This window comes from Caulobacter sp. GW821-FHT09H08, from assembly GCF_059415885.1.
The window spans coordinates 973,220-997,844 of sequence record NZ_JBWKOC010000001.1 but is presented as its reverse complement, the minus strand read 5'-3'; the positions used below and the strand labels follow the sequence as shown (position 1 = coordinate 997,844).

Annotated in this window: 20 protein-coding genes; 6 read left to right on the top strand and 14 right to left on the bottom strand. The window is 65.1% G+C overall.

Annotated features, from left to right (window positions below):
- Positions 1-92: 92 nt before the first annotated feature.
- The 3 genes from AC07NN_RS04915 to AC07NN_RS04905 are packed head-to-tail and all read right to left on the bottom strand — an operon-like array spanning position 93 to position 6,406.
- On the bottom strand, positions 93-962 hold the full coding sequence (locus tag AC07NN_RS04915; protein WP_494638015.1) for a bifunctional 5,10-methylenetetrahydrofolate dehydrogenase/5,10-methenyltetrahydrofolate cyclohydrolase: 870 nt from the start codon (positions 960-962) through the stop codon (positions 93-95).
- A complete protein-coding gene (locus AC07NN_RS04910) occupies positions 908-5,866 on the bottom strand; it encodes an SPM autocatalytic domain-containing protein (protein ID WP_494638013.1) in 4,959 nt (1,652 codons plus the stop codon). Before AC07NN_RS04910 ends, AC07NN_RS04915 begins: the two co-directional genes overlap by 55 nt.
- 3 nt (positions 5,867-5,869) lie before the next feature.
- Positions 5,870-6,406: a hypothetical protein gene (locus tag AC07NN_RS04905; protein ID WP_494638011.1), complete on the bottom strand. Its 537-nt coding sequence runs from the start codon at positions 6,404-6,406 to the stop codon at positions 5,870-5,872.
- Positions 6,407-7,080: 674 nt separating this feature from the next.
- Here AC07NN_RS04905 and AC07NN_RS04900 point away from each other — a divergent pair.
- The 3 genes from AC07NN_RS04900 to AC07NN_RS04890 all read left to right on the top strand — a co-directional run bounded on the left by AC07NN_RS04900 (position 7,081) and on the right by AC07NN_RS04890 (position 8,513).
- Positions 7,081-7,557: an SH3 domain-containing protein gene (locus AC07NN_RS04900; protein WP_494638009.1), complete on the top strand. Its 477-nt coding sequence runs from the start codon at positions 7,081-7,083 to the stop codon at positions 7,555-7,557.
- Positions 7,558-7,794: 237 nt separating this feature from the next.
- Complete coding sequence (locus AC07NN_RS04895) at positions 7,795-8,154, top strand: hypothetical protein (protein WP_494638007.1); 360 nt, start codon at positions 7,795-7,797, stop codon at positions 8,152-8,154.
- Between the two features lie 86 nt (positions 8,155-8,240).
- Positions 8,241-8,513, top strand: a complete 273-nt coding sequence (locus AC07NN_RS04890) for a hypothetical protein (RefSeq protein WP_494638005.1) — start codon at positions 8,241-8,243, stop codon at positions 8,511-8,513.
- Here the strand turns inward: AC07NN_RS04890 and AC07NN_RS04885 are convergent.
- The 11 genes from AC07NN_RS04885 to AC07NN_RS04835 all read right to left on the bottom strand — a co-directional run bounded on the left by AC07NN_RS04885 (position 8,510) and on the right by AC07NN_RS04835 (position 20,774).
- A complete protein-coding gene (locus AC07NN_RS04885) occupies positions 8,510-9,208 on the bottom strand; it encodes an extensin-like domain-containing protein (RefSeq protein WP_494638003.1) in 699 nt (232 codons plus the stop codon). The genes AC07NN_RS04890 and AC07NN_RS04885 overlap by 4 nt on opposite strands.
- Entirely contained in the window at positions 9,205-9,390 is a 186-nt protein-coding gene (locus tag AC07NN_RS04880) for a DUF3008 family protein (protein WP_494638001.1), read from the bottom strand. The genes AC07NN_RS04885 and AC07NN_RS04880 overlap by 4 nt, the downstream gene beginning before the upstream one ends.
- Positions 9,391-9,497: 107 nt before the next feature.
- Positions 9,498-12,275 carry a PAS domain S-box protein gene (locus AC07NN_RS04875; protein WP_494637999.1) on the bottom strand — a complete coding sequence of 926 codons (2,778 nt, stop codon included), beginning with the start codon at positions 12,273-12,275 and terminating at the stop codon, positions 9,498-9,500.
- Positions 12,276-12,321: 46 nt separating this feature from the next.
- On the bottom strand, positions 12,322-12,960 hold the full coding sequence (locus AC07NN_RS04870) for a chemotaxis protein CheC (protein ID WP_494637997.1): 639 nt from the start codon (positions 12,958-12,960) through the stop codon (positions 12,322-12,324).
- A complete protein-coding gene (locus tag AC07NN_RS04865; protein ID WP_494637995.1) occupies positions 12,957-13,340 on the bottom strand; it encodes a response regulator transcription factor in 384 nt (127 codons plus the stop codon). The genes AC07NN_RS04870 and AC07NN_RS04865 overlap by 4 nt, the downstream gene beginning before the upstream one ends.
- Before the next feature lie 53 nt (positions 13,341-13,393).
- Positions 13,394-13,639, bottom strand: coding sequence for a hypothetical protein (locus AC07NN_RS04860; RefSeq protein WP_494637993.1), 246 nt, complete (start codon positions 13,637-13,639; stop codon positions 13,394-13,396).
- Complete coding sequence (locus AC07NN_RS04855; protein ID WP_494637991.1) at positions 13,636-15,516, bottom strand: chemotaxis protein CheA; 1,881 nt, start codon at positions 15,514-15,516, stop codon at positions 13,636-13,638. Before AC07NN_RS04855 ends, AC07NN_RS04860 begins: the two co-directional genes overlap by 4 nt.
- Positions 15,513-16,346, bottom strand: a complete 834-nt coding sequence (locus tag AC07NN_RS04850; protein ID WP_494637990.1) for a CheR family methyltransferase — start codon at positions 16,344-16,346, stop codon at positions 15,513-15,515. Before AC07NN_RS04850 ends, AC07NN_RS04855 begins: the two co-directional genes overlap by 4 nt.
- Complete coding sequence (gene cheB, locus AC07NN_RS04845; protein ID WP_494637988.1) at positions 16,343-17,434, bottom strand: chemotaxis-specific protein-glutamate methyltransferase CheB; 1,092 nt, start codon at positions 17,432-17,434, stop codon at positions 16,343-16,345. Before cheB ends, AC07NN_RS04850 begins: the two co-directional genes overlap by 4 nt.
- The gene (locus AC07NN_RS04840; RefSeq protein ID WP_494637986.1) at positions 17,431-18,855 is read right to left on the bottom strand and encodes a chemotaxis protein CheW; all 1,425 of its coding nucleotides are present in this window, start codon (positions 18,853-18,855) and stop codon (positions 17,431-17,433) included. The genes cheB and AC07NN_RS04840 overlap by 4 nt, the downstream gene beginning before the upstream one ends.
- On the bottom strand, positions 18,852-20,774 hold the full coding sequence (locus AC07NN_RS04835; RefSeq protein WP_494637984.1) for a methyl-accepting chemotaxis protein: 1,923 nt from the start codon (positions 20,772-20,774) through the stop codon (positions 18,852-18,854). The genes AC07NN_RS04840 and AC07NN_RS04835 overlap by 4 nt, the downstream gene beginning before the upstream one ends.
- 261 nt (positions 20,775-21,035) lie before the next feature.
- Here AC07NN_RS04835 and AC07NN_RS04830 point away from each other — a divergent pair, with 261 nt between their 5' ends.
- The 3 genes from AC07NN_RS04830 (at position 21,036) to AC07NN_RS04820 (ending at position 24,624) form a co-directional block, all read left to right on the top strand.
- Entirely contained in the window at positions 21,036-23,231 is a 2,196-nt protein-coding gene (locus tag AC07NN_RS04830; RefSeq protein ID WP_494637982.1) for a catalase, read from the top strand.
- Positions 23,232-23,307: 76 nt separating this feature from the next.
- Complete coding sequence (locus tag AC07NN_RS04825) at positions 23,308-23,700, top strand: DUF3597 domain-containing protein (protein WP_494637980.1); 393 nt, start codon at positions 23,308-23,310, stop codon at positions 23,698-23,700.
- Between the two features lie 18 nt (positions 23,701-23,718).
- A complete protein-coding gene (locus AC07NN_RS04820) occupies positions 23,719-24,624 on the top strand; it encodes an NAD(P)/FAD-dependent oxidoreductase (RefSeq protein ID WP_494637979.1) in 906 nt (301 codons plus the stop codon).
- The last annotated feature ends 1 nt before the right edge of the window (position 24,625 follow it).

Here is a 24,625-nt window from a genome sequence, read left to right as displayed (position 1 = left end):
GTCCACAAGACCGTCGCGAAACCCGCGCCGCAAAAAGAAAGCGCGTGACGGATGCCATCACGCGCTCAGTTTCGGGAGAATGTCTTCAGCGCCTATGGTGCGATCGAAGCTGTCAGGCGAGCCGCCTTGAGGGTATTGGCGAGCAGGCACGCGATCGTCATAGGACCAACCCCGCCGGGCACTGGGGTCACGACGCCGGCATGTTCCAGCTCATGGGTCGCGACATCACCGACAATCCGAAACTTGCCGTCTTCCTTGGGCACCCGGTTGATCCCGACGTCGATCACCACCGCCCCTGGTTTCACCCAATCGCCGCGCACAAGATACGGGCTCCCCGCGGCCACGACCACGATGTCGGCGCCGCGGACGATGTCGGGCAGGTTCCTTGTGTGGATATGCGTCACGGTGACGGTGCATTCTCGTTCGAGCAACAGAAGCGCCACCGGCTTTCCGACGATGTTCGACTTGCCGATCACCACGGCCTTCAGGCCCCGAAAATCCTCGATCACCTTGTCGAGCAGCATCATGCAGCCGAGCGGCGTACACGGCGTCAAAGCGTCGTTGCCGATCGATAGCCGCCCCACATTGACGGGGTGAAAGCCATCAACGTCCTTCTCCGGATCAATGGCGTCCAGCACCGGTCCAGGGCGGATGTGACCAGGGAGCGGCAATTGAATGAGGATGCCGTGGACGCTGGGGTCGCGATTGAGCTGGTCGATCAACACCAGCAACGCCTCTTCGCTCACAGTGTCAGGCAGACGGTGCTCGATGGAGCGAATTCCCACCTCGCCGGCCTTGCGCACTTTGCGCGAGACATAGACCTGACTGGCCGGATCCTCGCCCACGAGCACGACCGCCAGCCCCGGGGTGACACCGTGACTGGCGGCCAAGTCTCGAACGTCTTGGGTTAGAGCCCGGCACAGATCGGCCGCGACCACATCGCCTCTAAGGGTGGTGACCATGTCAGTCGTGGAAGACGATGGTCTTGTGCCCGTTCAAGAGCACGCGCTGCTGCAGGTGGTAGGCCACCGCGCGGGCCAGGACGCGCTGTTCGATAGGTGTCCGAGCCATCGCCGCCTCGCAGGATGTCATCGCCTGCGCCCCCCTCAATCGTGTCGTTGGTCCAGAAACCGTCGACCGTATCGTTGCCACTGGTCTGATGCTGTTGGATGTAGCGCAAGCGCAGATTGGCCGCGGTCCAGACGGTCCCGTCGGCGAACCTAAGAGCTTCGATCTCGTTGGGGCGGATGTTTAGCGAGGTGTACGCGAACTGGTTAATGATCTCGAGGCTGTCGCTGGTGTTGAGGATCAGACGAGCGTTCTGGAGATCGTCGCCGAAGCGCTCGATGGTCACAACGCCGGGCGTAACCCCGCTCTTGAATAGGACCGCATCCTCGTCCTCCGAAAGCAGGCTCTCGTAGGTGTCGTTGATCCGGTCGTGGCCGGAGCCCGCTCCGAACACATAGGTGTCGGACCCGCCGGCGCCTTCCATCAGGTCATCGCCACTCAGAGCGTCGATGTAGTCGTTGTAGTGGGTGCCCACGACGTGGTCGGCGCCCGTCGTCATCTGCGATTGCAGAACGGTCAGTTCAACCTGCTGCCAGGTCTTGACCGTGCCGTCAGACCACACGAAGCGCTCGACGCGATTGAACGCGACATCCCCGAACGGACCGGTCTCGGTCACCACATAGTGGTTCTTGATCCGGATGGCGTCGTTGGTTCCCTGGATCGAGGCGATCAGGTCATCGCCCTGGCGGGTGAAGACGACATCGGCGACCGCCACGCCCTTTCTGAATTGCAGCGTATCGGTCTCGCCTGCGGTAAAGTTGTCTTCGCGCTCATCGATAATGTCGCGTCCATAACCGCGACCAAAAACGTAGGTGTCGTTTTCATTGCCGCCGGAGAGGTAGTCGTTGCCGCCGCGACCATCGATAACGTCGGCCCTGTCGAAGCCGTAGACGATGTCGTCGCCATCAGTCTGGTACTGGTTAAGCACCAAATCGAAGATCTGTTCGTAGCCGATCATCGAATGATCAGCGAAAATCAACGTCTCTATCTGGTTGATCCACCAAACACCGAGCGTGCCGGTATAGGTGGCGGCGAACTGCTTCTCGATCTTGATCGAGCCGCCGCCGTTGTTGAGCACGATCGTCAAGTCGTCGGAGTCGCCTTCACGGACGAAGGTCAAATCTCCGCGAGCGAGGCCCGCCTTGAACTCGATGCGGTCGACGGACTCCCGGAAGGCGTTGTCTTCCTGGTCGACAATGACGTCATTCCCGTCGCCGCGCCCGAAGATGGGCGAACCTTCGGCCCAGGCCTCGAGCAGCGGGCGCAGCGCGCTGCGGATCGAGGCGAGGTCATGCCCCGTCTGCGAGTTGAGACCCGAAAGCGTCTGGGTCACCAGGGATAGACCCGCCGGCTCCACACTCAGGGCCTGACGCAGGCTGACCAGGGTGCCAAACCCTTTGAGGTCGGGCATGGCGGCGGCCTGGGCCGACACGGTGATCTCCGGGCCGATGTAGGTCGTGTCGTGATTGTTGAGTTGAAGGAGCACCTCCCCCAGCAAACCGGTCGAGCCGTTCGTGCGAATGTAATTGGAAGTCGCGGCGATCGGATTGCCCGAAACGACTGCGTTGCTCGGCGTCGTTACGACGCTCAGACCGGCGATGTTGAAATCGGCCAGCGACCGCAACTCGCCGACACCGACCTTTCCGTCGCCATTCCGATCGTTCCAGATCTTGATGGCCGTGAAGTGGTCGCTAGCGTTGATCACACCATCGCCGTTGAAATCGGCGCGACCATCGTCAGCGGCATTAACGACGCCATTGTGGTCGCCATCAAGCAACGACAACAGCTCGAAGCCCGACCCGCGCCCTCCAAACATCTCACGAGAGTCGCCGATCTGGCCGTCGCCGTTCAGATCGCGCACCAGGAAGCCGTCGTCCGAACCGACCCAGCCGGAATGCTCGGCATAACCATCAGCATCGATGTCGAAGAGGGGCGCCTGGCTGCTCTGGGGGAGCAGATCGAACCCATCACCATCCAGATCGAGCACCAGGGGGTCTTTGCCCGTCCAGTAGTCATGACCGGTAGCGATCTTCGAGATGAGCCCGAATAGCTCCCAGGTTCCCCAATAGCTGCCGGCGCTTGTGAAATCCTCGAACAGGCGGAATGCGCTGATCAGGAACTCAGCGACTGTAATGCCGCCGGCGCCCGTGAAGGCGCCGCCACTGCCCGTTCCTTGCGAGGCCTTCCAGTTGGCGAGGAAAAAAGATTCGCTGTCGGAAGCCCATTTCGAAAAGCTTAGCACAAGGTCGCCAGCTTCGTTGAAGGCGTAGAGTAGTCCGTTCTTGCCTCTAGCGTAGATCGCTTCAGATGCCTTGTTGCGAAGCCCCCCCTTCACGAGGAAGCCCTGACCAAGAACGTGATCGGTCAGAGACAAGTCCGTAACAATCGACCCCGCGCTAAAGAGCACCGTGTCGATACCGTTACCGGTGACGATCTTGGACCCTGCGCCCGTAGCCCAGACAATATCGTTCCCATCGCCAAGATCGATACGTCCGCTATATCCAAGATCGTTGAAGACATCACTTTTTGACGTAAGTATTAAGTTGTCAAAATTAATATACCTTACATTCGAATAAATTTCATCGTTTACGTCAGAGTATGTACCCGCCCCATACGGCTTGAAAGAATTGCCGGATAGATACAGCCCGACTTCACCATCTAGAGATAATTGATGCAGGTCGAGTGTGTCATACCCACCCCAGCCATCCAGCCAGATAGAAGATGTTGAGGGACTGTAGTTCGATGCGATGACGAGCGTGTCATCGTACGTCGTAAATTTGATCCGCTCGACTTCGTAGGCGGTGTCGGCGAATGAAAGGCCATCGAGGACCCCCGTGATCCTTTGTCCCGTCCAACCGCCACTAGAGACTGATTGATACGTCAGATGAATGGCGACTCCGGGGGGGGCTTCCTGAGAGTAATCAACTGTGTCGTAGCCCTGCCCGCCAACGAGGAGATCATTGCCCCCGCCCCCCACCAACGTATCGTCACCAAAACCGCCAGACAGGAGATCTTTGCCAATACCACTGCCGCCTAGCAGCAGATCATCCCCCCCGCCCCCAGCGATCAGATCGTCGTCCTGGGAGCCAACAATACGGTCGTTGGCGTCGCCCGATGCGAAGAACGCGATCGGCCCAGGTTGGTAACTCGCTCCCCGATCAGGCTGGGTAAAGTTCTGATGCGTGCTGCCTACCGCGATCGAGATGCGGTCAATCGCATTGCTATAGTTTACGCCCCACAACTCGGCCGCACGGTCGCTAGCGTACACCTTGTCGGTCTGAGGATCGGACGCCAGCACATGAACCATCTCCTTGACGCCGGCGATCGTGCTCGGCCGTCCCGAAGCGCTACCGATCTGCGTGGCCGCCGCAGTGGCTCCGCCCGATATGGCCCATTGCTGATCCGAGAGATCGATGGTGAGCACCTTGCCGGAGGAAGAACCTTCATCGGTATGGAAGCTGAGCACGCCATCCTGAGGGTGAGGCCCGTGCTGACCATAGGTCATGCTTTGGGTCACACCGCGCGCAGCAAGCGTTCCTGAATACTGCGCAAATATTTGCGCGACACTAGGAGCCAGCTTGGTCAGGTTTTCATTCGCGCCCTGGCTAAGCGCTTGTCCCAAGTCCCCCGCGTCCTGGAAGAAGACCTTCGCGGCTATATCGCCAAACAGTAGGTAGCCGTCGTTCAGCACCGAATAGGCGATCGCTTGGCTCAATTGGATCGACGCGGCAGCCTCGCCGGTTTGATCCTTCTTGAAGCCGACCGCCTCCGCGACCGCATCCGAAAAGATTGATTTCAGGGTCGCATCGGCGCTGAGATTGGTCGCCTTCCAATAGGACAAAGGATCGGTGACGCTCGGAACGCCGTCGGCGTACATCAGAAGAATCTGGAGCGCCTGGCTATGCTTTTCGACCGCACCCAAGTTGCCGTTGCTTCCTGGCACAGGGATCGTGGTTTCACTTGCGAGATCGATGGCCCCCGCCCCTACTCCGCCAAGACCGTGCAAAATGAGATTCACGAACGCTTCGGCTGCAGCCCCAACAGCAAGTCTCAGCCCAACGAGAACCTCGCCATCAACGTGGATCGCTTTGATCAAGTCTCCCTTTGGGAGTTCGGGAATAACGACCAGCTCACTGGCCCGCTGGAAGGCCTGGACGAGCTTTGGCCACTCCAGCAGCGGTGAGCCAACCTTCCCGCTCAGCAACCCGCTAAGCGCGTCGAAGCGCTCCTGCTGCGTCGCGGCCACGACACCAAACGCAGCGGTCGCCGCCGTCACCGCGGCAATGCGCCAAAGAACCTCCTGAGCGTACGTTCTGTAAGTCGCGATATCGAACGGCATGTGATCGAAAACGACAGCTTTGCTGTGCGTCAGCGCCGCAAGATAGCCAGCCAGGCCGCCACCCAAGGAGTGGCCCGTAAAGACTAGATTCCGCCCTTCTGGCGGACCAGCAAATAGGTCCGCACCGAGGCTGCCGCCAACCGTCAACTTGTAGAAGTCCGTGGCCGCCTGCGCCTGATTGTTCATGGTGGCGCCGGCGCCGACCAGCCATCCCGAGAGGAAATCGCCCGTAGACCAAAAGCTGGGCGCGGGAGCGTCCGTACCGCGGTAGGCTATAATGATGTCCGCTCCGGACATGTACTGGGTCGCAGAGAACGAAAGGAGGTTGTTCTGAACATTGGTTATGAAAGCCGCTGAACCGACATTCGCCGCCGGATCTATTTTGAAGGCTTGCTTTGTCCCACGGTTGTACGAATCCATCGCCAGAACGGCGAGGAGCAAATCACTCTTCTCGGTCACGATTTACCTCGAAAAATATTCGGGATGAGCGCCAAAGTCTTTCCATCGCAATGGGTGCGACTGTGGCTTTAGGCCGTGCTCCGCCCACGGAAGATAGGTCTTCACTGAGCGGCTGACGGGATCATCGACAATCTGCGCCGCCACGCGTTCGATCCCACAGGTTTGGCCCGCTAAGTCGGAAAGATCGAACGGGTTAACGAGCCTTCCTGTGTCGGGCGATGCTGGATCGGTGAAGGCAGCAAAGGCCGGGAGGAAATCAGGCGCAACAGCGATCGGTCTTGTCGGGGCCAAGCTTGCCAGACGCCGCAAGCCCGGATTGTCCCGTCCACGCCAATCAAGATCGACGCCAAATCCTTCACGGAGAAGCTGATTGCACTCCCAAGGATGAAGCGCAGCGTCAGCTCCGCGGCTTCCATCAAAGGTGAGCAGCGCAAAGACCATCTTGCCGTTGGGCAGCCGGATCGGGATCGCATCCCCTTGAAGTTCCTGAGAGACGTAATCTCCCGGATTGGGGAAAGAGCTGCCCGAGATCCAATTCATCCGCCATACGCCGGAATGCGACGACAATTCACCGGCGCAGCGGAGGTGAAAGGTGAGTTTGAGGTTGAGGGAGATCGTCCTTATCAACCCGCAACTAGAAAGCGCAGGAAGACCAAGGCAAGTGACCAAGGCCGCAGTGGACTTCAAAAGTCCCCTTCGCGTTGCCTGACTTGGCGGAGGGTCCGCAGGCATTTCCCTAAACGCGACTCTCACCGACAAACTCCACCGCTGCGCGAATCTTCCTAGGATGATTTGCGTTCACCCTGCCAGTGAAAATGCCGCAAGGATTGCAAATCCATACATCTCGCCCCCTGCGGTAGCGCTACCCTAAAATTAGGCGAAGCTAAGGCCCGCTGGGCATCCGCCCGCTGGCGGGCAGGCCCTCCAACACACTGACATCCCGCACCCGCTGCTGATCAAGGTTGCTTCCGATCAAAAGGCTGGTGGCTGACGGCCGCACACGCGGGCTCCCCGGCACCGGGCCGGTCCGCAGAACTACGGCCGTTCCTGCGAAGATGGGAGGGACAACCAGGTCGCGCCACCATCCGACAGTAGATCTCCGAGCAGCCAGGGAGAGATTGCCGAGCGGATAGCCCCGAACCCCACGCACCGCCCTTAGTTGCACCGTGACGATCCGCTCTTCTATGGTGGAGCTTCGCCTGGAGGGGGCTCCTATGAAACTTCTCAAAATCGTAGCGGCCGCTGCCATCCTTGTGGCCTGCGCACCGAAGGCAATGGCTCAAGAACGCGGCTATATCGCTGCGCCCGCCGATTGCAGGGCCAATCCAAGCGAGCAGGGGAAATTCATCGAGCGGCTCAGCAAGGGCGACCCGGTCACGATCATTGGCGATCAAGAATCCTGGTCCAATGTCCTATCCGCCTCCGGAAACGAGTGCTGGGTTCCGAGCGAGAAGATTGCTGGCTGGGGCGGATACACATCCACCGGAACGCCTTCGGGCAAGGTTTCCGCCAAACGCGGAACAGCTAAACCGACGTCGAAGCCGGCGCCGATCAGATCCACCAGCGCATACAGATCTCCGACCCCTTACTACGGAAGCAGCTGCCCATGCTCTGGCTCTCGGGTCTGCATCGGCCCGCGCGGCGGTCGCTATTGCATTACCTCGGGTGGCAACAAGCGTTACGGCGTCTAGTCGCTTTGCCCAACGTATCGCGAGGTCTTACGGCCGACGGGCCTGCGCCGAGATAACTCACTGAAAGTAGGCGGGCAGCGTCAACCACTATCCGCTGGGCGTCCCGTCCTAGCGACCCCATCGAGAAATCGCCATGGCTGACGGCCTGATCGCCATGCCGTCCTGCCTGGCCATATCGGACTAGCGGAACATCCCTGCCTGCGGGTGCGTTGGTCCACGGGCATTCAGGATGAACTAATGACATGGGTCGACAGGATCAAAGTCGCGATCGCCGCCGCCGTGCTGGCGAGCGCGACGGCGCATGCATCGACAGCCTGCACGGCCTCTTCGCGCATGAGTGTCGCCGGCCCCGTGCTCGCTGTTCCCGAAGCCGGGGTCATCTGCGTGGCGCTTGGCCCGCACCCGAGACAGTGGGTTCGCGTTCGCCTGACCGGTCCCGAGCTCCTTGATCGCAAGCGCCTCATGGCGGCGGCTTTCTCCCGGCGTGTGGATTGCGTCCAGGCCGTGGCGGGATGGTCCTGTCGTCTCGGAACCGAAGACTTGGCGGTGCTGGCGGGGTCGCGTGAGATCGGCTTGACCGCCGCCAACTGGCGCTAGGATGGCGACTCATGGATAGACGACATCGGTTAACCCCTGTCGACGCGCCAGGTGGAGCGACGCCAGACCCGGTGTTTGCACGCCTGATGACGATCCGTCACGCCGTTGAGACCGGCGTCGCTGACACCGAGACCGTGGCGCGGTGGGATGACCTTCGCGCCGGCGTCCTGGACCTCGTCGAAAGTCTGTGGGCGCGTCCCGTTCCGGTTTCGCGCGCGGACGCCGAGCGGTTCATCCGGCTTTGGATTGGCGAATTTGCCGACAAGCACTGGCCCAGTACGGCCTTCCCATTGATCCATGCGCCCCCGGAGGCGGACAGCGCCGTCGAAGCTGTTCGGCCCCGCTGCTTCACGCCCTAACGACAGAGACCGCCACGCCCCGCCTCCAGATGCAGGTGGTTGGCGTGGGCGGCGTTGTAGTCCGGCGACAGGGTGACGCCGAACACGCGACAAGCGTCGTCGCGCACCCGGCGCAGGAACGTGGCCTCTACGCCCTGCCCGTTCCAGTCCTTCTCGACCGTGATGCGCCGGCCATTGGCCAGCCGGAAGCCGGCGATGTCGATGGCTTCGGCTTGCGCATGGGCGCTGGGCCGACCGTTGAGCGGATCGCCGACGCCGCGGCAGGCATAGACTCCGAGGTGGTCGATCTGCCGAATGTCGGCCCCCAGCAACTCCCAGGCGGCCGGCCCCACCGACTGCCGCCGCCAGATCGCCACCGCAGCGGCCAGATCGCAGGCCATCATCGGTCGGTTCGGCGAAAGGATCGGATCAATCCGGGGGGCGCCGTCGAGCAGATTCCCAGCGCCGGTCACCCGGCAATAGGTGTCCTCGGTTCGGTCGGCGACCGGCCGAAAGGTCAGGCCCGCTCCCGCTATCCAAGCCGCGCAGACGTGTGGCTCGGCCACGGCGTTCAGCAGTCGCCCCCGCGTCGTGCCGTCGATCGGCTCGGTGATGTAGACAGGCCGTCGGTCAAAGCCGAGATCGGACAATGGCTGGCATGCCGCGCAGGCCAAGCCCAGCACCAGCCCGGCAAGCTTGGCGCGACTATGGCTCAAGGCTTGGATGCGTGCTCGGGGTTGCCGTTGCGCTTGGTGTGGGCGAACTCCTCAAGCTGCTTCTCGGTCATCGACAACATCGACTTGGACGCGCCCTTGAGCTCGCTCTTGGGCGTGTCGCCACGTTTGGCGGACAGCGCCGCGCCGGCGGCCTTCTGCTGGGCGGCGGATTTGGCGGGCATGCTGGCTTCTCCTCTCACGAACCTAGTCAACGCCCAGCGATCGGGTCGGTGTCACGTCGATCTCGATCGGGTGGCCGGAAAGCGGACCTAGACGATGCTGTCCATCGTCAGACGGCGATGCTTTGCGCCCGCTCCAGTATCGCCCCGATCCTGCGGGCGAGGTGATCGATCGCGAAGGGCTTGGTGATGATCTCCATACCCTCGGCCAGGAAGGCGGCCTGGTCGGCGGCCTGCTCGGCATAGCCGGTCATGAACAGGATCGGCAGGTTCGGTCGGCTCTCCCGGGCGATCTCGGCCAGCTGGCGACCGTTCAGGCCCGGCAGGCCTACATCACTGATCATCAGGTCGATCGGGCGCCGGGACTGCAGGATCGGCGTGGCGTCGCGGCCGCCTTCGGTCTCGATCGCGCGATAGCCGAGTTCCTCCAAAACCTGGATGACCAGCATCCGCACTGACGGGTCGTCCTCGACGACCAGCACCGTCTCGCCGGCGCCGACATGGGCGGCGTCCTCGCTGTCGGACGTCGCCTCGGCGAGGTCGCCGTGATGGCGCGGCAGATAGAGGCGGATGGTGGTGCCGGCGCCTTCCCGGCTTTCGATCTCGATATGGCCGCGCGATTGCTGGACGAAGCCGTAGATCATCGACAGGCCAAGGCCCGTCCCCTGCCCCAACGGCTTGGTCGTGAAGAACGGATCGAACACCTTGCCCAGGACATCGGGCGACATGCCCAGGCCTGTGTCGGAGACGCTGAGCTCGACATAGTCGCCGGGCTCGGCGCGGTCGCTCTTGGCTAAGCGCTCGGCCGATAGCGCAACGTTGCGCGACGCGATTGTCAGTCGCCCGCCCCGGGGCATGGCGTCGCGCGCATTGATCGCCAGGTTGAGAATGGCGCTTTCCAGCTGATTGTCGTCGGCGACCACTGTCCAGACATCCTTGGCGACGGTGGTCTCGAGGCGAACCTGCTCGCCCAGCGTCCGTCGCAGCATGTCCTCCATCGATCCGACCAGCGTCTCGACATCTAGCGGGCGGCTGTCCAGGGTCTGGCGGCGCGAGAACGCCAATAGGCGGTGGGTCAGCGCGGCGGCGCGCTGGCCCGACTGCATGGCGGCTTCCAGGAAGCGGTCGGCGTCGGCGACGCGGCCTTCGCCGATGCGGCGACGGACCATGTCAATGCCGCCCAAGATGCCGGTCAGCATGTTGTTGAAGTCGTGCGCCAGACCGCCGGTGAGCTGGCCGACGGCTTCCATCTTCTGGCTCTGGCGCAGCTGATCTTCCAGCAGCTTGCGCTGGGTTATGTCACGCCCGACGGCGTAGACGACGTCGCCCTCGGGCACCGCGGTCCAGTTGATCCAACGATAGGCGCCGTCCTTGGCCAGGACGCGGCAGTCGAAGTCGGCGACTGCGTCGCCGGCGAGCAGTCCCGCTGCGCGGTCACGCGCATGGACCTTGTCATCGGGATGGACCAAGCCGCCCATCGGCACGCCGATGAGATCGGCGGCGTCGTAGCCCAGCAAGTCCTTCCAGGCCGGATTGACAGCGCGATAGACGCCGGTGCGATCGCCGATGCTGAGCAGGTCGCGCGAGAGATTCCAAATCCGGTCGCGCTCCTGCCGGCTGACCTCGACCCGCTCCTCCAGCGCCGCCGCCAGGGTCCGCAGACGGGCCTCGGAACGCTTCGTGGCGGTGATGTCGTAGAGGACCCCGATGAAGCTGACGCCGCCGGTCGCCGCCTGCTGGTATTCGCCGCGGCAGACCAGCCAGCGCTCCTCACCGGTGTCCGCGCGGCGGATGCGGAACTCGTGGAACGTTCCACCGATGTCAATCTCGCGCTCGCGCCCGCTGATCAGCGGTGGGTCGTCGGCGTGCATGACCGAATTGATCGTGCGGATAGGCAAGCTGCGCGCGGGTTGCAGGCCGAGCAACCGGCAGAATTCGTCTGAAACCTCGGCGGTGCCGTAGCCGCTCAGATATTCGAAGCTCCCGATGCCCCCGGCGGTCTGGGCGATCCGCAGCCGCTCTTCGACGCGCTTCTGATCGGTGATGTCGGCCAGGACGCCCGAGAATCGGACCGGGCGCTCCTGTTCGTCCAAGAACGTGCGCCCACGGGCGGACACCCAACGCACTTCGCCGTCGATCACGACGCGATAGTCGCGCGCGAAGACCTCGGCGCCGTTCAGAGCGCCAGCCACGGCGATCTTCAGGCGCATGCGATCGGGCGCGAAGACGGTGTCGAAGAACACCGAGGTGGGCAGCCCCTGCGAGGCCGCGACGGGATCCAGGCCGTAGAGGTTGGCGAAGCGCGCGTCGGCGATCAGGCGGCCGCTGGCGATGTCCCACTCCCAAGCCCCGGCCGCGCCGGCCACGGCCTGGGCGACCCGCAGCCGCTCCTTGGCCTCAATCAGACGCTGGCGCGTGAGATTAAGTTCGCGGCCCAGGTCTTCATTGCGATACTCGCCGCTCACATCAGCCTGGGTGGCGATGCGAAAGGCTGGGCGCCCTGCCGCGTCCGCGACGGTGGTGATATTGAGACGGTTCCAGAACTTGGAGCCGTCGCGACGCGCGTTCAGCAGGTCGGCATTGGCCGCGCCGGACGCGACCAGAGCGACAGCGATTCCGGCCACCGTTTCGGCGTCCGTCTCGGCAGTCTGCAGGAAGCGGCAATTGCGGCCGACGACCTCGGCGGCGTCGTAGCCCGTCAAGGCCTCGAAGGCGGCGTTGACGAAGACGATAGGGTCGTCCTTGCGGCGCGGGTCGCTGACGGCGACCGCCATGCCAGAACCGACCAGCGCGTCGAACAGCGGACCGGCCAGGGCGCGCAAGGCGTCCAGGTCCGCGGCCGCCCCCCGGTTCACTCGGCGGATCGCTGGATCGACGATGTCATTCATGACCTCGCTACAACGCCAAGCTGGGCAATAGGTTCAGGGATGCGCGTCAAGCGACGTCGCCCGCTACGCGCTCGATGAAATCGTGGATCAACGTTCGCAGGGCCTGAAGCGATGGTAAGTCCATCAGCATGGCGATGTAGCCGCGGATGTCGCGGTCGTTGATCGCGAAATTGATGTAGAGGAACAGCACCACGCCACCCTCGGCGTGCTTGGCCGACAGACTGAACAGCGCCGCGCCGTCGCCCCTGAACACCTCGGGCAAGGACATCTGCAAAGGCCTCTGCAGCATGTTGGCCATGGTCGCCAAGCAGCTGTTGAGCACCACATTGCCGGTCTCGGCCAGCGCCTCGTCTTCCATCTCCAGCGCTTCGCCCGAAGACAGCGCGCCCCCGGTGACCGCGTGGACCAGGGCCAGGCTATTGGCCTGAGGAAAGATCAGCAGGGCGCGTCCCGAGAATACACCTTCGAAGTCTTGACGCACGGCGACCAGTTCGCCCGCTTCGCGCTCGCGGATCAGGGTGGCGGCGCTCTCGCGGGTCATGACCTCGACCGATGGCACCGACAGCAGCACCTGCTGGCCGACCATCTTGCGCAGACTGCTGGCGGCGCGACTGACGCCGATATTAACCAGCTCCGTCAGCGCGTCGCGCTCCAGCTCTTCCAGGAAGATGGGCTGAACGGTCATTGGCCGTTCGACCGCAGCCGAAGGGCCGCACCCGAAATGAAGCCGCGCATGCCGTCCTCGGTAACGGGCTTTGCAATGAAGGTGGCGTTGGCCGCGCGGGCCCGCGCGACGATCTCGTCCTGGACGTTGGCCGTGGCGACGGCGATCGGCATGTCGGCGAACCGTCCGCGCAACTCCTCGGCCAGCTCAAGGCCATCACGGCCGGGCATGTTGAAGTCCAGCACCACGAGATCAATCTTCTCGTTCTCGAACAGCAAGAGCGCCTCGTCGGCATTGCCAGCCTCGAGCCGGCGCCATTCGGGCTGCAGGGCCAAGATCGCCTTGCCAACCACGATGCGGGCCAGCTTGCTGTCGTCGACGATCAGCACCGTCGTACCCATGAAACCCTCCAACCTTGCCGCCTTTGCAAGGCGACGAACACGATAGTCTTGATCTACACAGTCTTCCGGGCGAGCGCCGGAAGAAGACGGTCACGCAAGAACGGCTCGGCCGGCGCGCCGACAACGGACCTGTCGAACGCCAACAATACCTGTACGACGGCGGCATGGAGACTGTCACACCCCGATATGTCGACCATGACGCCTTCGGAAGGCTGTAGCAGAGCTGCAAGCGCCTCTGCGTCCTCCACCCGACAGTGACCGCTCAAATGGACGATGTCGCCGTTACGGGAGACCTTCATGCCAAAAGCTCCGCCAAGTTCAGAACGAGCAGCACATCGCCGTCGGCCGTCAGGGTCGATCCGACCACGCCGGCCGCTCTGGACAGCAGGCCGCTCATCGGCCTGACGACCGCGTCGATCCGGTCAAGGATCGCATCGACAGCAAAACCGACGAGTTCGCCATCGACCCTCGCCACCACCACGCGATCGACGGCGCCGGCCGCGCCACCGACGGTCTGTTCCAGCCAGACTAGCGGCACGACCTCGTCGCGCAGGACGAAGGCGTGACCGGCGCGGATCGGAACGACTTGGCCGGCGACGACCCGGGTGACCTCGACGATATCTTCCAGCAACAGACCAAAATGCTCCTGCCCAGCCGCCACAACGAGCAGTCGCGCCAGCACCATGCGGATTGGCAGGATCAGACGGATCGTCGAGCCGCGCCCGAGCCGGCTGGCGACTTCGACCCGGCCGCCCAGCTTCGCCGTCGCCGACCGCACGGCGTCCATGCCGACCCCGCGCCCTGAAACGCTGCTGACGGTGTCAGCGGTCGAGAAGCCGGGCTGGAAGATAAGATCGACGAGATCCGCCTCGCCCAGCGCGTCCAGCTCCGCTTCATCGACCAGACCACGCGCCAGGGCTCGGGTGCGGATGCGCGCCGGGTCTATGCCGCCCCCATCGTCCGTCACCTCGACGACGACGTGATCACCGACGGCGCGCGCAGAGAGTTTGACGACGGCCTGAACGGGCTTGCCCGCCGCCTGGCGGATCGTCTCGGCCTCGACACCGTGGTCAACGGCGTTGCGCACCACATGCAGCAAGGGCTCGAACAGGCCGTCGACCACGGCCTTGTCGACCTCGACCTCGCCACCCTCGACGTCCAGCGACACCGTCTTGCCGAGGCCGGCGGCGATCTCGCGCACTAGGCGCGGGAAGCGACCGAACAGCGGCGTCAGCGGCGTCAGCCGGGCGCGGCCGACCGTGGCGTGAAGGGTCGAGACCAGCCGATCCAGTTCAGCTTGGCGAGCTCGCAGGGCCGAGCCCAGCGCCTGCCCGCCGTCCAGGCGGTCGGCATGGGCGGCGAGATCGCCCAGGCCGCTCTTGGCGACCACCAGTTGGTCGGCGATGTCGGCCAACTGATCGATCCGAGCGGCGTCGATGCGGAGTGTGCGCCGGCCTGTGTCCGCCTCGACAGACATCGCCGGCTCGGCTGTCAGCGGCGCTAGCTGGGTCAGCTCGACTTGGTCGCGCACTAGACGCAGGGCCGTCTCGACAAGGCGCGCGTCCGCCGTCGACAAGGCTTCGATGACGAGATTGCAGGCGAAGGGATCGTAGAGCGCCAGGTCGCCGGCCGGCTCGCGAAGGCCCACGCGCAGCTCGGCCAAGTCCGGCACGCCAGAGATGATGGCGATCGGATCGTCGCCCGCGAAATAGCAATCGGCGCGCGGCGTGTAGCGGATGGCGATCCCCGCTTTGCCCGCGAAAGGCGTGTCGCTGGCGGCAACAGAGCTAGGCGCGCTGCTTTCGGCCGATCCCAGCAGGATCAGCAGGCGATCGGCGACAACATCCGCATCGCCCGGCAAGGCGCCAGTAACCTCCAGCGCATCCAACCAGCGCTCGACCTGATCAACGACCGCGACGAGCTTGGTGAAGTCCGGCGCGACCGCCGCGCCACCCCGCAGGGCGCCCAGCCGGTCCTCGACCAGATGCAGCACGCGTCCGAGCGGTTTCAGCCCCAGCAGGTCGGCCGAGCCCTTCAGGGTGTGGACGGCGCGAAAACAGCTGTCGAGTCGCGCGGCGTCATGGCGCGCGCGTTGCAAGGCCGCCAGATCGGCGCTGGCCTGCAGCGCCTGCTCGCGGCCTTCGATCAGGAACTGAGCCAGGAGTTCGTCGATCACGGCGCGTCCTCCGGGCGCTGGAACACCACCGCGTCCTCGAACCGGCGGACGACGAAACGCTCGTCGATCCGGCTCATGGACTCGGTGTGACCGAGGCACAGATAACCGCCCGGCGCCAGTCGGTCATAGAGGTTTCGCGCGGCGGTCAACCGCGACGCTTCGTCGAAATAGATCAGCACGTTGCGGCAGAAGATCACGTCGAACGCGCCCTGCTCTTTCAGCCGCACACCGTCGATCAGGTTGGCGTGGGTGAAGGTCACGGACTCGCGCAGATCGTCGATGATCTTGCGTCGATGGCGCTTGGCGGGTTCGAAATAGCCTTCTCGCACAGCCTCCGGCAGCCGAGACAGCGCGCGCTCGCCATAGAGCCCGGCGCGGGCGGCGTCGAGCGCATGAGTGTCGATGTCGGATCCGACGATCTCGACGTTGTAGGCGTCGACCATGCGCCAGTTTTCCAGCAGCCACAGAGCGATGGAATAGGTCTCCTCGCCGGTCGAGCACGGCAACGACCAGATCCGCACCTTGTCGCCGGGCCGCCGGCGCGAAACGATGTCGGGCAGCAGCTCGCGGCCCAGGCAGGCCAACTGATGCTCCTCGCGGTAGAAATAGGTCTCGTTGACCGTGAAGGCGTTGATCAGGGCCTGGCGTTCCGCGCTGTCTATGCGCAGGAGCGACATGTAGCTGGCGAAGTCCCCGCCGGCCTGCGCCAGACGATCGTTCAAGCGGCGCTCGATATAGTATCGCTTGGCCTCGCCGAACCACATGCCGGTCTGGCGGTAGAGATAGTCCCGCAACCGTTCCAATTCGTCGTTGGTGAAGACCGCGGTCATCGCGGCACCATCGCGACCATGCGGCCGGCAATGGCCTCGAGCGGTTCGACCGCGTTCGCGCCGCCGGCCCGAACCAGCGACCCCGGCATGCCCCAGACGACGGCCGTGTCCTCGGCCTCGGCGATCGTCAGGCCGCCAGCCTTGTGAAGCGCCGCCATCTCGAGCGCACCGTCATCGCCCATGCCGGTCATCAGCACGCCGACCAGTTGTTCAGGCGGGACCTGGGCCATGGCGCTGGCGACCAGCCGATCGACGCTCGGATGCCAGCGGTACTTCTCGTCCGCCGGCGCCGGCAGGGCCACGAGACCGGACACGCGGCGGCTGACCACCATGTCCGCGCCGCCGCGCGCGATGTAGATGGCGCCAGTCTCCAGGCGCGTGGGTCCGGTGACCTCGCTGACGGTCAGGGCGCACAGTCCGTTCAGCCGCGAAGCCAGCGATCCAGTGAAGGTGGCGGGCATGTGCTGGGCCACGAGAATGGGCCACGGAAAGTCGCCAGGGATGTCGCAGAGCACGGTCTCGAGCGCGGCGGGTCCGCCCGTCGACGCACCGACAACGACCAACCCCTTTGGCTCCTTCCCCGCCTTAACGCTCGCCGCCTGGGCGGTTCGGATCGAGCGAGGCGGTGGCTGGGTCGGACTTTTGATCTCGCCGCGTCGCGCGCGCAGGCGCTCGACCAGGCGATGGGCGCGCCCGACCCGCGCGGTCGCGGCGGCTCGGACCTTCTCGACCAGGACCGGCGCCAGTTCGCCGGCGGCCAAGGACATGACCCCATCGGGCTTTGGCACGAAATCGACCGCGCCGAGTTCGAGAGCGGTCAGTGTTTCTTCAGCGCCGGCGGCGGTCAGCGACGAGACCATCACGACCGGACACGGCCGCTGCAACATGATCCTGTCCAGGCACTCCAACCCGCTCATGCTCGGCATCTGGACGTCGAGGGTCACGACGTCGGGCAGGAAACTGCTCAACTTCGCCAGGGCTTCGACACCGTCGCGCGCGATGGCGACCTCGAAACCGGCTTCGGAGAGGATCTCGCTCAGGACGCGCCGGATCAGAGCCGAGTCGTCGACGACCAGGACCTTTGTCACGAAGTGGGTGACGCCCGGGCTAGGTCGCGCAGCAGGTCGGCCTCGGCCCGCGCGAGCAGTGTTTTCGGATCGACCAGCAAGATGACTTCACCCCAGCGCTCCACGGCGCGATCGAACAAACGGGTCTGATCTCCCGAGAGTTCCGGCGCGGGCAGCAGCTCGTCCGCGCTGATTTCCAGGATCTCGCTTGCGCCGTCCACCGCGAAGCCGGCTTGCAGGCCGTCCACCGTGACGACGACCACGCGGCCGTTCGCGACCGGCTGACCGGGCGCCGAGAAGCGCAGACGTTGGTCGATCACCGGCAGGGTCTTGCCGCGCAGGTTCATGACACCAAGAACATAGGGTGGCGCTTTGGGAAGCCTGGTGAATTGGTCCGGCGCGCGCACGACCTCATCGACGGCCGCGATCGGCAGGCCATAGCGCTCGTCGCCCAGGCGCAGGATGACGAAGCGCTCGCGGATCGCCGCCTGTCGGGTCTCGACCATCTCGGCCTCCTTGGAACCACTTGCCAGGGCCAGCCACTGGGTCACCCGTTCGTCGGCCAGCAGGCGATCCGGCGTCAGGACCGCCAGGACGCCCCGACCATCGGCCAACCGCAGCACCGTATCGATGCGCGCCTCGCCGCCGCCGCGGTTGAACAGGCTCGGCGCCTTGCTCCGGCGATCGGCCGAGGCCCGCACGATCGCGTTGATCTCATCGACGACCAGGCCAATCCGCTCGCCGCCGATGCGCACGATCACGAGCCGTCCGTTGATCGTGTCGCCCGCCAAGCCTAGCAGGCCTCGCGCCGACAGCACCGGCAGGACCTGGCCGCGATAGTCGCTGACGCCTAGCAGCACCGCCTCGGTCCGCGGGAGTTCGGCGATGGCCTTGGGGACGGCCGCCACTTCGACGACGGCGTCCAGCGGCAGGCCGTAGCTCTGCCCCATGAGGCTGAACCCCAGAAAGGCGAGATCGGGTTCGCTCGCCTGCTGAAGCGTCGGACGCGCCACCTCAGGGGCGATGGTCCGGCGACGTCCCCGATCAACGGCGAACTTGGCGTCCAGCGCTTCGTCCAGATCCAACCAGGGCGTCCCGTCGGCGCGCGAGAGCCGCAGCCGGGTATCGCCGCTATCCGCCTCGCCGTCGGCGAGCGTCAGGGCCTCGACCCCGTCGACGACCAAACCGACCGGCGGGTCACGGCGCAACACCACGACGCGATCACCGTCGCCACCATCCAGACCCAGCATCTGCCCCAACGACACGATCGGCAGAACGGCGCCACGCAGATGCGCCACGCCCAGCAAACCGGGCGGCGCGTGCGGCACTCGGGTCAGCCGGGGACGCTTGATCACCTCGGCAACGGCCTGGGCGGCCAATGACATGCGGGCGCCGGCCGCTCGGACGGTCAACCGTCGACGAGCGCCGTGGTCCGCGCTCATGCCTCGGCCGTGCGCTGGAGCTCGCTGGCCAGGAGGGCGATTTCCTCGATCGCGGCCGCCAGCTCCTCGGCCGCCTGTGACTGCTGACGGGCCGCGACGGCGGCCTGGCTCGCCGCGGCGCTGGCCTGCTCGGCGGCCACTGCGATCTGGCTCACGCCTGCCGATACCTGCGCGCAGGCCGAGAGAATGGCCTCGCCGCCCCTGGCGATATCATGCGCGCCCGCGCGCAACGCCTCGGCCTCCTGCACCACGGCCCCAAGGCGCTCTTCGATCGTGCGGTTGCGATCGACCTCCACCTCCGCGACGGCCACGGTCTGGTCGACCTCGCGGCGGACCTTGCCGATCTGCACCGAAATCGCGGCGATCAAGTCCTTGACGGACTCGGCGTTCCCCGACGCGTCCCGCGCGAGGGTCCGGATGTCGCCGGACACGACCGCGAAGCCGCGACCAGCCTCCCCCGCACGGGCCGCCTCGACCGCGCCGCTGGTAGCCAGCATGGTCGTCTGGACGGCGATCAGCGACAGCCCGTCCACCAGCTTGGCCGTCGCGGCGCTTTCCAGCTCCAGCGCCTCGACGGCGTCCAGCACCGAGCGATTTTCCGCCGTCGCCGACTCTACGTTCTCGACCAACGACGAGATCGCCTGACGGCTTTCCTCCAGCAGACCCCGCATCGTCTCGGCCCGCGCCGCGCTCTCGGCGCCGTTGGCACTGGACAGTCGCGCGGCCCGCTCGATCTCGGTCATCGCGGCGCTGGCCTGCTGGGTCGCCGCGGCCTGGATCTGCGCGCCTCTGCTGATCTGGTCGATGGCGACGAGAATCTCGTCCGCCGACCCGGAAAGTTCCTGGATGGCCGCAGAAAGCTCTTCCGCCGCCGCCGCGGTCTCGGTAGCCGCGGCCGCCGCGCCGGTCCCAGTGGTCCCGGTCTCGACCAGTTCGCTCAAGGACTCCGCCGCGCTCTGGCTCTGGTCCAGGGACTGACCCTGTTGCTGGATCGAGCGCTGGGCTTCCGTAGCGGCCGCGGCCTGTTCCTCGGCCGCGCTGGAGATGCTTTCGGACCCGCGCCGCATTTCGTTCGTCGCAGATGCGGCTTCGACGGCCGCGATCAGGACGATCTGACTGTCCTGACTGAGCCGAGCCATCTCCGCGCGGATGGTCTCCAGTGTCGACAGGATCTTGGTTGCGGAAGCCGCCTCGGCCTCGGCCGTCGTCGCGGCGCTGCGCAGGCGTCCACCGACGTCGCGGACCATCATCGTCATGCGCTCGGCAGAGTCCTTGATGTTCCCCGATCTCGCCTCGGCCGCCTCCGCCAAGGCCCGCACCTCGTCGGCGACGACCGCGAAGCCACGCCCCTCGTCGCCCGCCCGCGCGGCCTCGATGGCGGCGTTCAAAGCCAGGAGATTGGTCTGGTCGGCGATGTCGGAAACGGCGACGGTGATCTCGTTGATCCGCGCCGCATGCTGGTCCAGTTGAGCCACGGCGTCGACGGTGATCAACTGGCGCCGGGCGTTGGCCGCCACGGCCTTGATGGACGCACCGACCGCGGCGCCAAATTCGGTCAGGACACCCTGCAGCGCTTCGGCCCGCTGACGCGCCGCCTCGGCGCGTTCTCGCCCCACTCTGAACTGCTCGGTCATCGCATTGGTGGCCGCGAGCGATTCGTGCGCCGCTCCGGCGGCTTCCTCGGCGCCGCTGGAGATCTGCGCCAGGGCGCGCCGCAACTCCTCGACGGCGCCGGCCGCCTCGGCCAACCCGCTGCTGAGCTCGAGCACCGCAGCGCTGATCCTGCCTTCCGCTCCCTCACGATAAGCGCGAGGCTTGCGGGCCGGGGCGCGTTTGACGACGGGCGGCTCATCTTGCGCGGCCGGCGTTCCCCCCGTCTTGGCGCGACCAGTCAGACTCGTCGTCTTCACAAGCGCCATCTGGTCAATCCTGGAACACTCTTCAGCCCACCCGAGCGCCCGTCGCGATCAGCGCTGAAGATCGGTCATACAAGCATGGATGTGTCGCACCGCTCAACACGACCTGCCGCCAATCGCGCCGCTTCCTAATGTTCATATGGCTAGTAGCGGGTGGCTAAGCGTCTTTTTCAGACCGCGCTGAGCCCTGTGTCGGCTTGACGACCGCAACCTCGACTTGCGGCCGACGTTAGGCCTGCACATCCATCCAATCGAAAGACGCTCATGGCCACCCCGGCGAAGACCAAGGCCAATACGGCCGCGCGCGGCAGCGCCAAGCCTCAGACCACGACGACGGTCCCCCACCCCGCCGGTCCCTCGACCGAAGGCGAAGCTCTGATCGCGCCCGGCGGCGAAACCCATCAACAAGCCGATGGCCCGGACACCCAGCTGACGACCAATCAGGGCGTACCGATCGGCGACAACCAGAACTCGCTGAAGGCCGGCGTACGCGGGCCGGTGCTGTTGCAGGACTTCATCCTGCGCGAAAAGATCATGCACTTCGACCACGAGCGCATTCCCGAACGCGTGGTCCATGCCCGTGGCTCGGCCGCGCACGGCTTCTTCGAGTGCCTGGACTCGTGCGCCGACGTCACTTGCGCAGACTTCCTCCAACGGCCTGGCGAGCGCGTCCCTGTGTTCACCCGGTTCTCGACTGTAGCCGGCAACAACGGCTCGGCCGACCTGCCGCGCGACGTGCGCGGCTTCGCGGTGAAGTTCTACACGCAAGCGGGTAATTTCGATCTCGTCGGCAACAACATGCCGGTGTTCTTCATCCAGGACGCCATCAAGTTCCCCGACCTGATCCACGCGGCCAAGCAGGATCCCGATCGCGAGTTCCCGCAGGCCGCCACCGCCCACGACACCTTCTGGGACTTCATCTCGCTGACGCCCGAGAGCATGCACATGATCATGTGGGCGATGAGCGACCGGGCCATCCCGCGTTCGCTGCGGATGATGGAGGGCTTTGGCGTCCACACCTTCCGGCTGATCAACGCCGCCGGCGACAGCACCTTCGTCAAGTTCCACTGGCGGCCCAAGCTGGGCGCGCAGTCGGTAGTCTGGGACGAGGCGCTGAAGATCAACGGGGCCGATCCCGACTTCCACCGCCGCGACCTCTGGGAAGCCATCGAAGGCGGTGAGTTCCCCGAGTGGGAATTCTGCCTGCAGACCTTCACCCAGGAACAGGCCGACAGCTTGCCGTTCGACGTGCTGGACGCCACCAAGCTGATCCCCGAGGAAGTCATTCCCCTGCGGGTGGTCGGTCGGATGGTGCTGGATCGCAACCCTGACAACTTCTTCGCCGAGACCGAGCAGGTCGCGTACTGCGCCGCCCACGTGGTGCCGGGGATCGACTTCACCAACGACCCGCTGCTGCAGGGGCGCCTCTTTTCGTACCAGGACACCCAGCTCAAGCGGCTAGGCGGACCCAACTTCCACCTGCTCCCGATCAATCAGCCCAAGTGTCCGTTCCACAACCTGCAGCGCGATGGCCACATGCAGATGGGCGTGCCCAAGGGCCAGGTGAACTACGAGCCGTCCACCCTGGGCGCGGACGTAGCGCGGGAGTCTCTGGAGACCGGTTATCACACCTTCCCCAATCCCGAGGCCGGCGAGCAGCTGCGCTTAAGGCCTGAGACCTTCGCCGACCATTACACACAGGCGCGCCTGTTCTTCGCCAGCCAAACCAAGCCCGAGCAGGACCACATCGTCGCGGCTCTAGTCTTCGAGCTTAGCAAGTGCGTGACGCCACGCATCCGCGAGGCGGTGCTATCGCGACTGATCCACATCGACGACTTCCTCGCCCAGTCCGTAGCGGAGGGTTTGGGCTTCCCGGGCAAGATCGTCCCCGCTCCAGCGCCGATCGCGGCGAAGGACATGGAGCCCTCGCCCATGCTCAGCCTACTGGCCAAGGCCACGCCAACTCTAGAGGGCCGCAAGATCGGCGCCCTGGTCAGCGACGGCTGCGACGACAAGCTGATCGCCAAGCTGAAGGCCGCTATCGAAGCCGCCGGCGCCAAGCTGCAGATCATCGGTCCGACCATCTATGGCGTGACCGCCGCCAGCGGTGCGGTGCTACCGGTCGATCACAAGAGCGACGGCGGTCCTTCGGTGCTGTTCGACGCGGTGGCGATCCTGCCGTCGGACGAGGGTGGCCAGCAGCTGGCGATCGAGGCGGCGGCGGTCAATTTCCTGCGCGATGCCTATGGCCACCTGAAGGTCATCGCTTACCTGCCATCGGCCGCGCCGCTGTTCGCGGCCGGCGGGATCACCGACGTCGGACCGGGTGACGACGCGGGCCTGATCGCCCTGCCCGACGCCAGTGTCGACGACTTCATCGCCGCCGCCTCGGCAGGCCGCGTCTGGGCGCGCGAGCCCCTGGTGCGTCCGCCGCCCAAACCGCTGGTCGCGGCGGCGTGAGAACGCCCCGGAACAAAGCCCACCCGGACGGATTAGCCCAACACCGCGCGTATCGCGTGAGCCATCGTAGGATCCCATGAGCATCTTCAGTAGTATTCTGAACAAGATCTTCCATCGCAACCCCGCCCCGGCGGCTCCGCAATCGACGGCTCAGGCCGCGCCGACGGCGAGCGCTCCGGCGACGCCCGCGCCCACCCCAGCGCCGGCGGCTCCTGTCGACGTCGAGGCCGTGCTGACCGACTTGGCGGCGCAGAAGGGCGGCGGCGGCAACTGGCGCACCTCGATCGTCGATCTGTTGAAACTGCTGGACCTGGATTCCAGCCTGCAGGCGCGCACCTCGCTGGGCCAGGAGCTAGGCGTTCACGCCGGCGCCGACGGCAGCGCCGAACAGAACATCGCCCTGCAGAAGGCGGTCTGGGCCAAGCTGGCCGAGAACGGCGGCCACGTGCCGGCTAGCCTGAAAGACTAGGCGGTTGCGCTAATAACCATGATCGATTGCCTGATCATCGGCGGCGGGCCGGCCGGCCTGACCGCCGCGATCTACGCCGCGCGCTTCCACCTGTCCGTGCAGGTGGTCGACGCCGGCGATAGTCGGGCCGTTCAGATCCCGCTCACCCGCAACCACGCCGGATTTCCCGAAGGGATTTCCGGCGTGGCGCTATTGGAGCGCATGCGCAAGCAGGCCGTCCTTTATGGTACGAAATTGATCGCCGGGCGCGTCACGGATCTGAGGCGCGGTTCGAAGGGTTTCGTCGCCTGTCTCGCCGACCGCGAAATTTCGGCCCGGACCGTGCTGCTGGCCACCGGCGTGACCAACCGCCAGCCTCTGATGGACGCGGCCCTCCATGCCGAGGCCCTACGGCAAGGCCGCCTACGCTATTGCCCGGTCTGCGATGGCTTCGAAGTCACCGATAAGGTCTTGGGAGTCGTCGGCCGTGGTCCGCGAGCCGCTCGGGAGGCCGAGTTCCTGCGCAGCTACACCGCCGACGTCAGCCTGATCGGCCTCACTGGCGAAGACGGTCTGGATGACGCCGCCCGCGCCCGTCTCGACGCCATTGGCGTCAAACGCTTCGTTGGCCCGGCGCGTGATTTCCACCTAGAAAGTGATGGTCTTGTCGTGACCTGCACGGCGGTTCGCCTGCGGTTCGACGCCGTCTATCCGTCGCTGGGATCGGACGTCCATTCCAACCTCGCCCGGTCCCTGGGCGCGGCGGTCACCGAGGACGGTTGCATCAAGGTCGACGCTCACCAGCGCACCAGTATCCGCGGCCTCTACGCCGCTGGCGACGTGGTGCTGGGCCTAGACCAGATCAGCCACGCCATGGGCGAGGCCGGCGTCGCCGCCACGACCCTACGCAATGACCTGGTGGCTGTTAGCCCCTTGCTGCGATGAT

Bases quoted from the DNA above. Each gene is read 5' to 3' on its own strand.
- AC07NN_RS04915 (WP_494638015.1), bottom strand. From the start codon at position 962: ATGGTCACCACCCTTAGAGGCGATGTGGTCGCGGCCGATCTGTGCCGG.
- AC07NN_RS04905 (WP_494638011.1), bottom strand. From the start codon at position 6,406: ATGAATTGGATCTCGGGCAGCTCTTTCCCCAATCCGGGAGATTACGTC.
- AC07NN_RS04900 (WP_494638009.1), top strand. From the start codon at position 7,081: ATGAAACTTCTCAAAATCGTAGCGGCCGCTGCCATCCTTGTGGCCTGC.
- AC07NN_RS04895 (WP_494638007.1), top strand. From the start codon at position 7,795: ATGACATGGGTCGACAGGATCAAAGTCGCGATCGCCGCCGCCGTGCTG.
- AC07NN_RS04890 (WP_494638005.1), top strand. From the start codon at position 8,241: ATGACGATCCGTCACGCCGTTGAGACCGGCGTCGCTGACACCGAGACC.
- AC07NN_RS04880 (WP_494638001.1), bottom strand. From the start codon at position 9,390: ATGCCCGCCAAATCCGCCGCCCAGCAGAAGGCCGCCGGCGCGGCGCTG.
- AC07NN_RS04875 (WP_494637999.1), bottom strand. From the start codon at position 12,275: ATGAATGACATCGTCGATCCAGCGATCCGCCGAGTGAACCGGGGGGCG.
- AC07NN_RS04870 (WP_494637997.1), bottom strand. From the start codon at position 12,960: ATGACCGTTCAGCCCATCTTCCTGGAAGAGCTGGAGCGCGACGCGCTG.
- AC07NN_RS04865 (WP_494637995.1), bottom strand. From the start codon at position 13,340: ATGGGTACGACGGTGCTGATCGTCGACGACAGCAAGCTGGCCCGCATC.
- AC07NN_RS04860 (WP_494637993.1), bottom strand. From the start codon at position 13,639: ATGAAGGTCTCCCGTAACGGCGACATCGTCCATTTGAGCGGTCACTGT.
- AC07NN_RS04850 (WP_494637990.1), bottom strand. From the start codon at position 16,346: ATGACCGCGGTCTTCACCAACGACGAATTGGAACGGTTGCGGGACTAT.
- AC07NN_RS04840 (WP_494637986.1), bottom strand. From the start codon at position 18,855: ATGAGCGCGGACCACGGCGCTCGTCGACGGTTGACCGTCCGAGCGGCC.
- AC07NN_RS04835 (WP_494637984.1), bottom strand. From the start codon at position 20,774: ATGGCGCTTGTGAAGACGACGAGTCTGACTGGTCGCGCCAAGACGGGG.
- AC07NN_RS04830 (WP_494637982.1), top strand. From the start codon at position 21,036: ATGGCCACCCCGGCGAAGACCAAGGCCAATACGGCCGCGCGCGGCAGC.
- AC07NN_RS04825 (WP_494637980.1), top strand. From the start codon at position 23,308: ATGAGCATCTTCAGTAGTATTCTGAACAAGATCTTCCATCGCAACCCC.
- AC07NN_RS04820 (WP_494637979.1), top strand. From the start codon at position 23,719: ATGATCGATTGCCTGATCATCGGCGGCGGGCCGGCCGGCCTGACCGCC.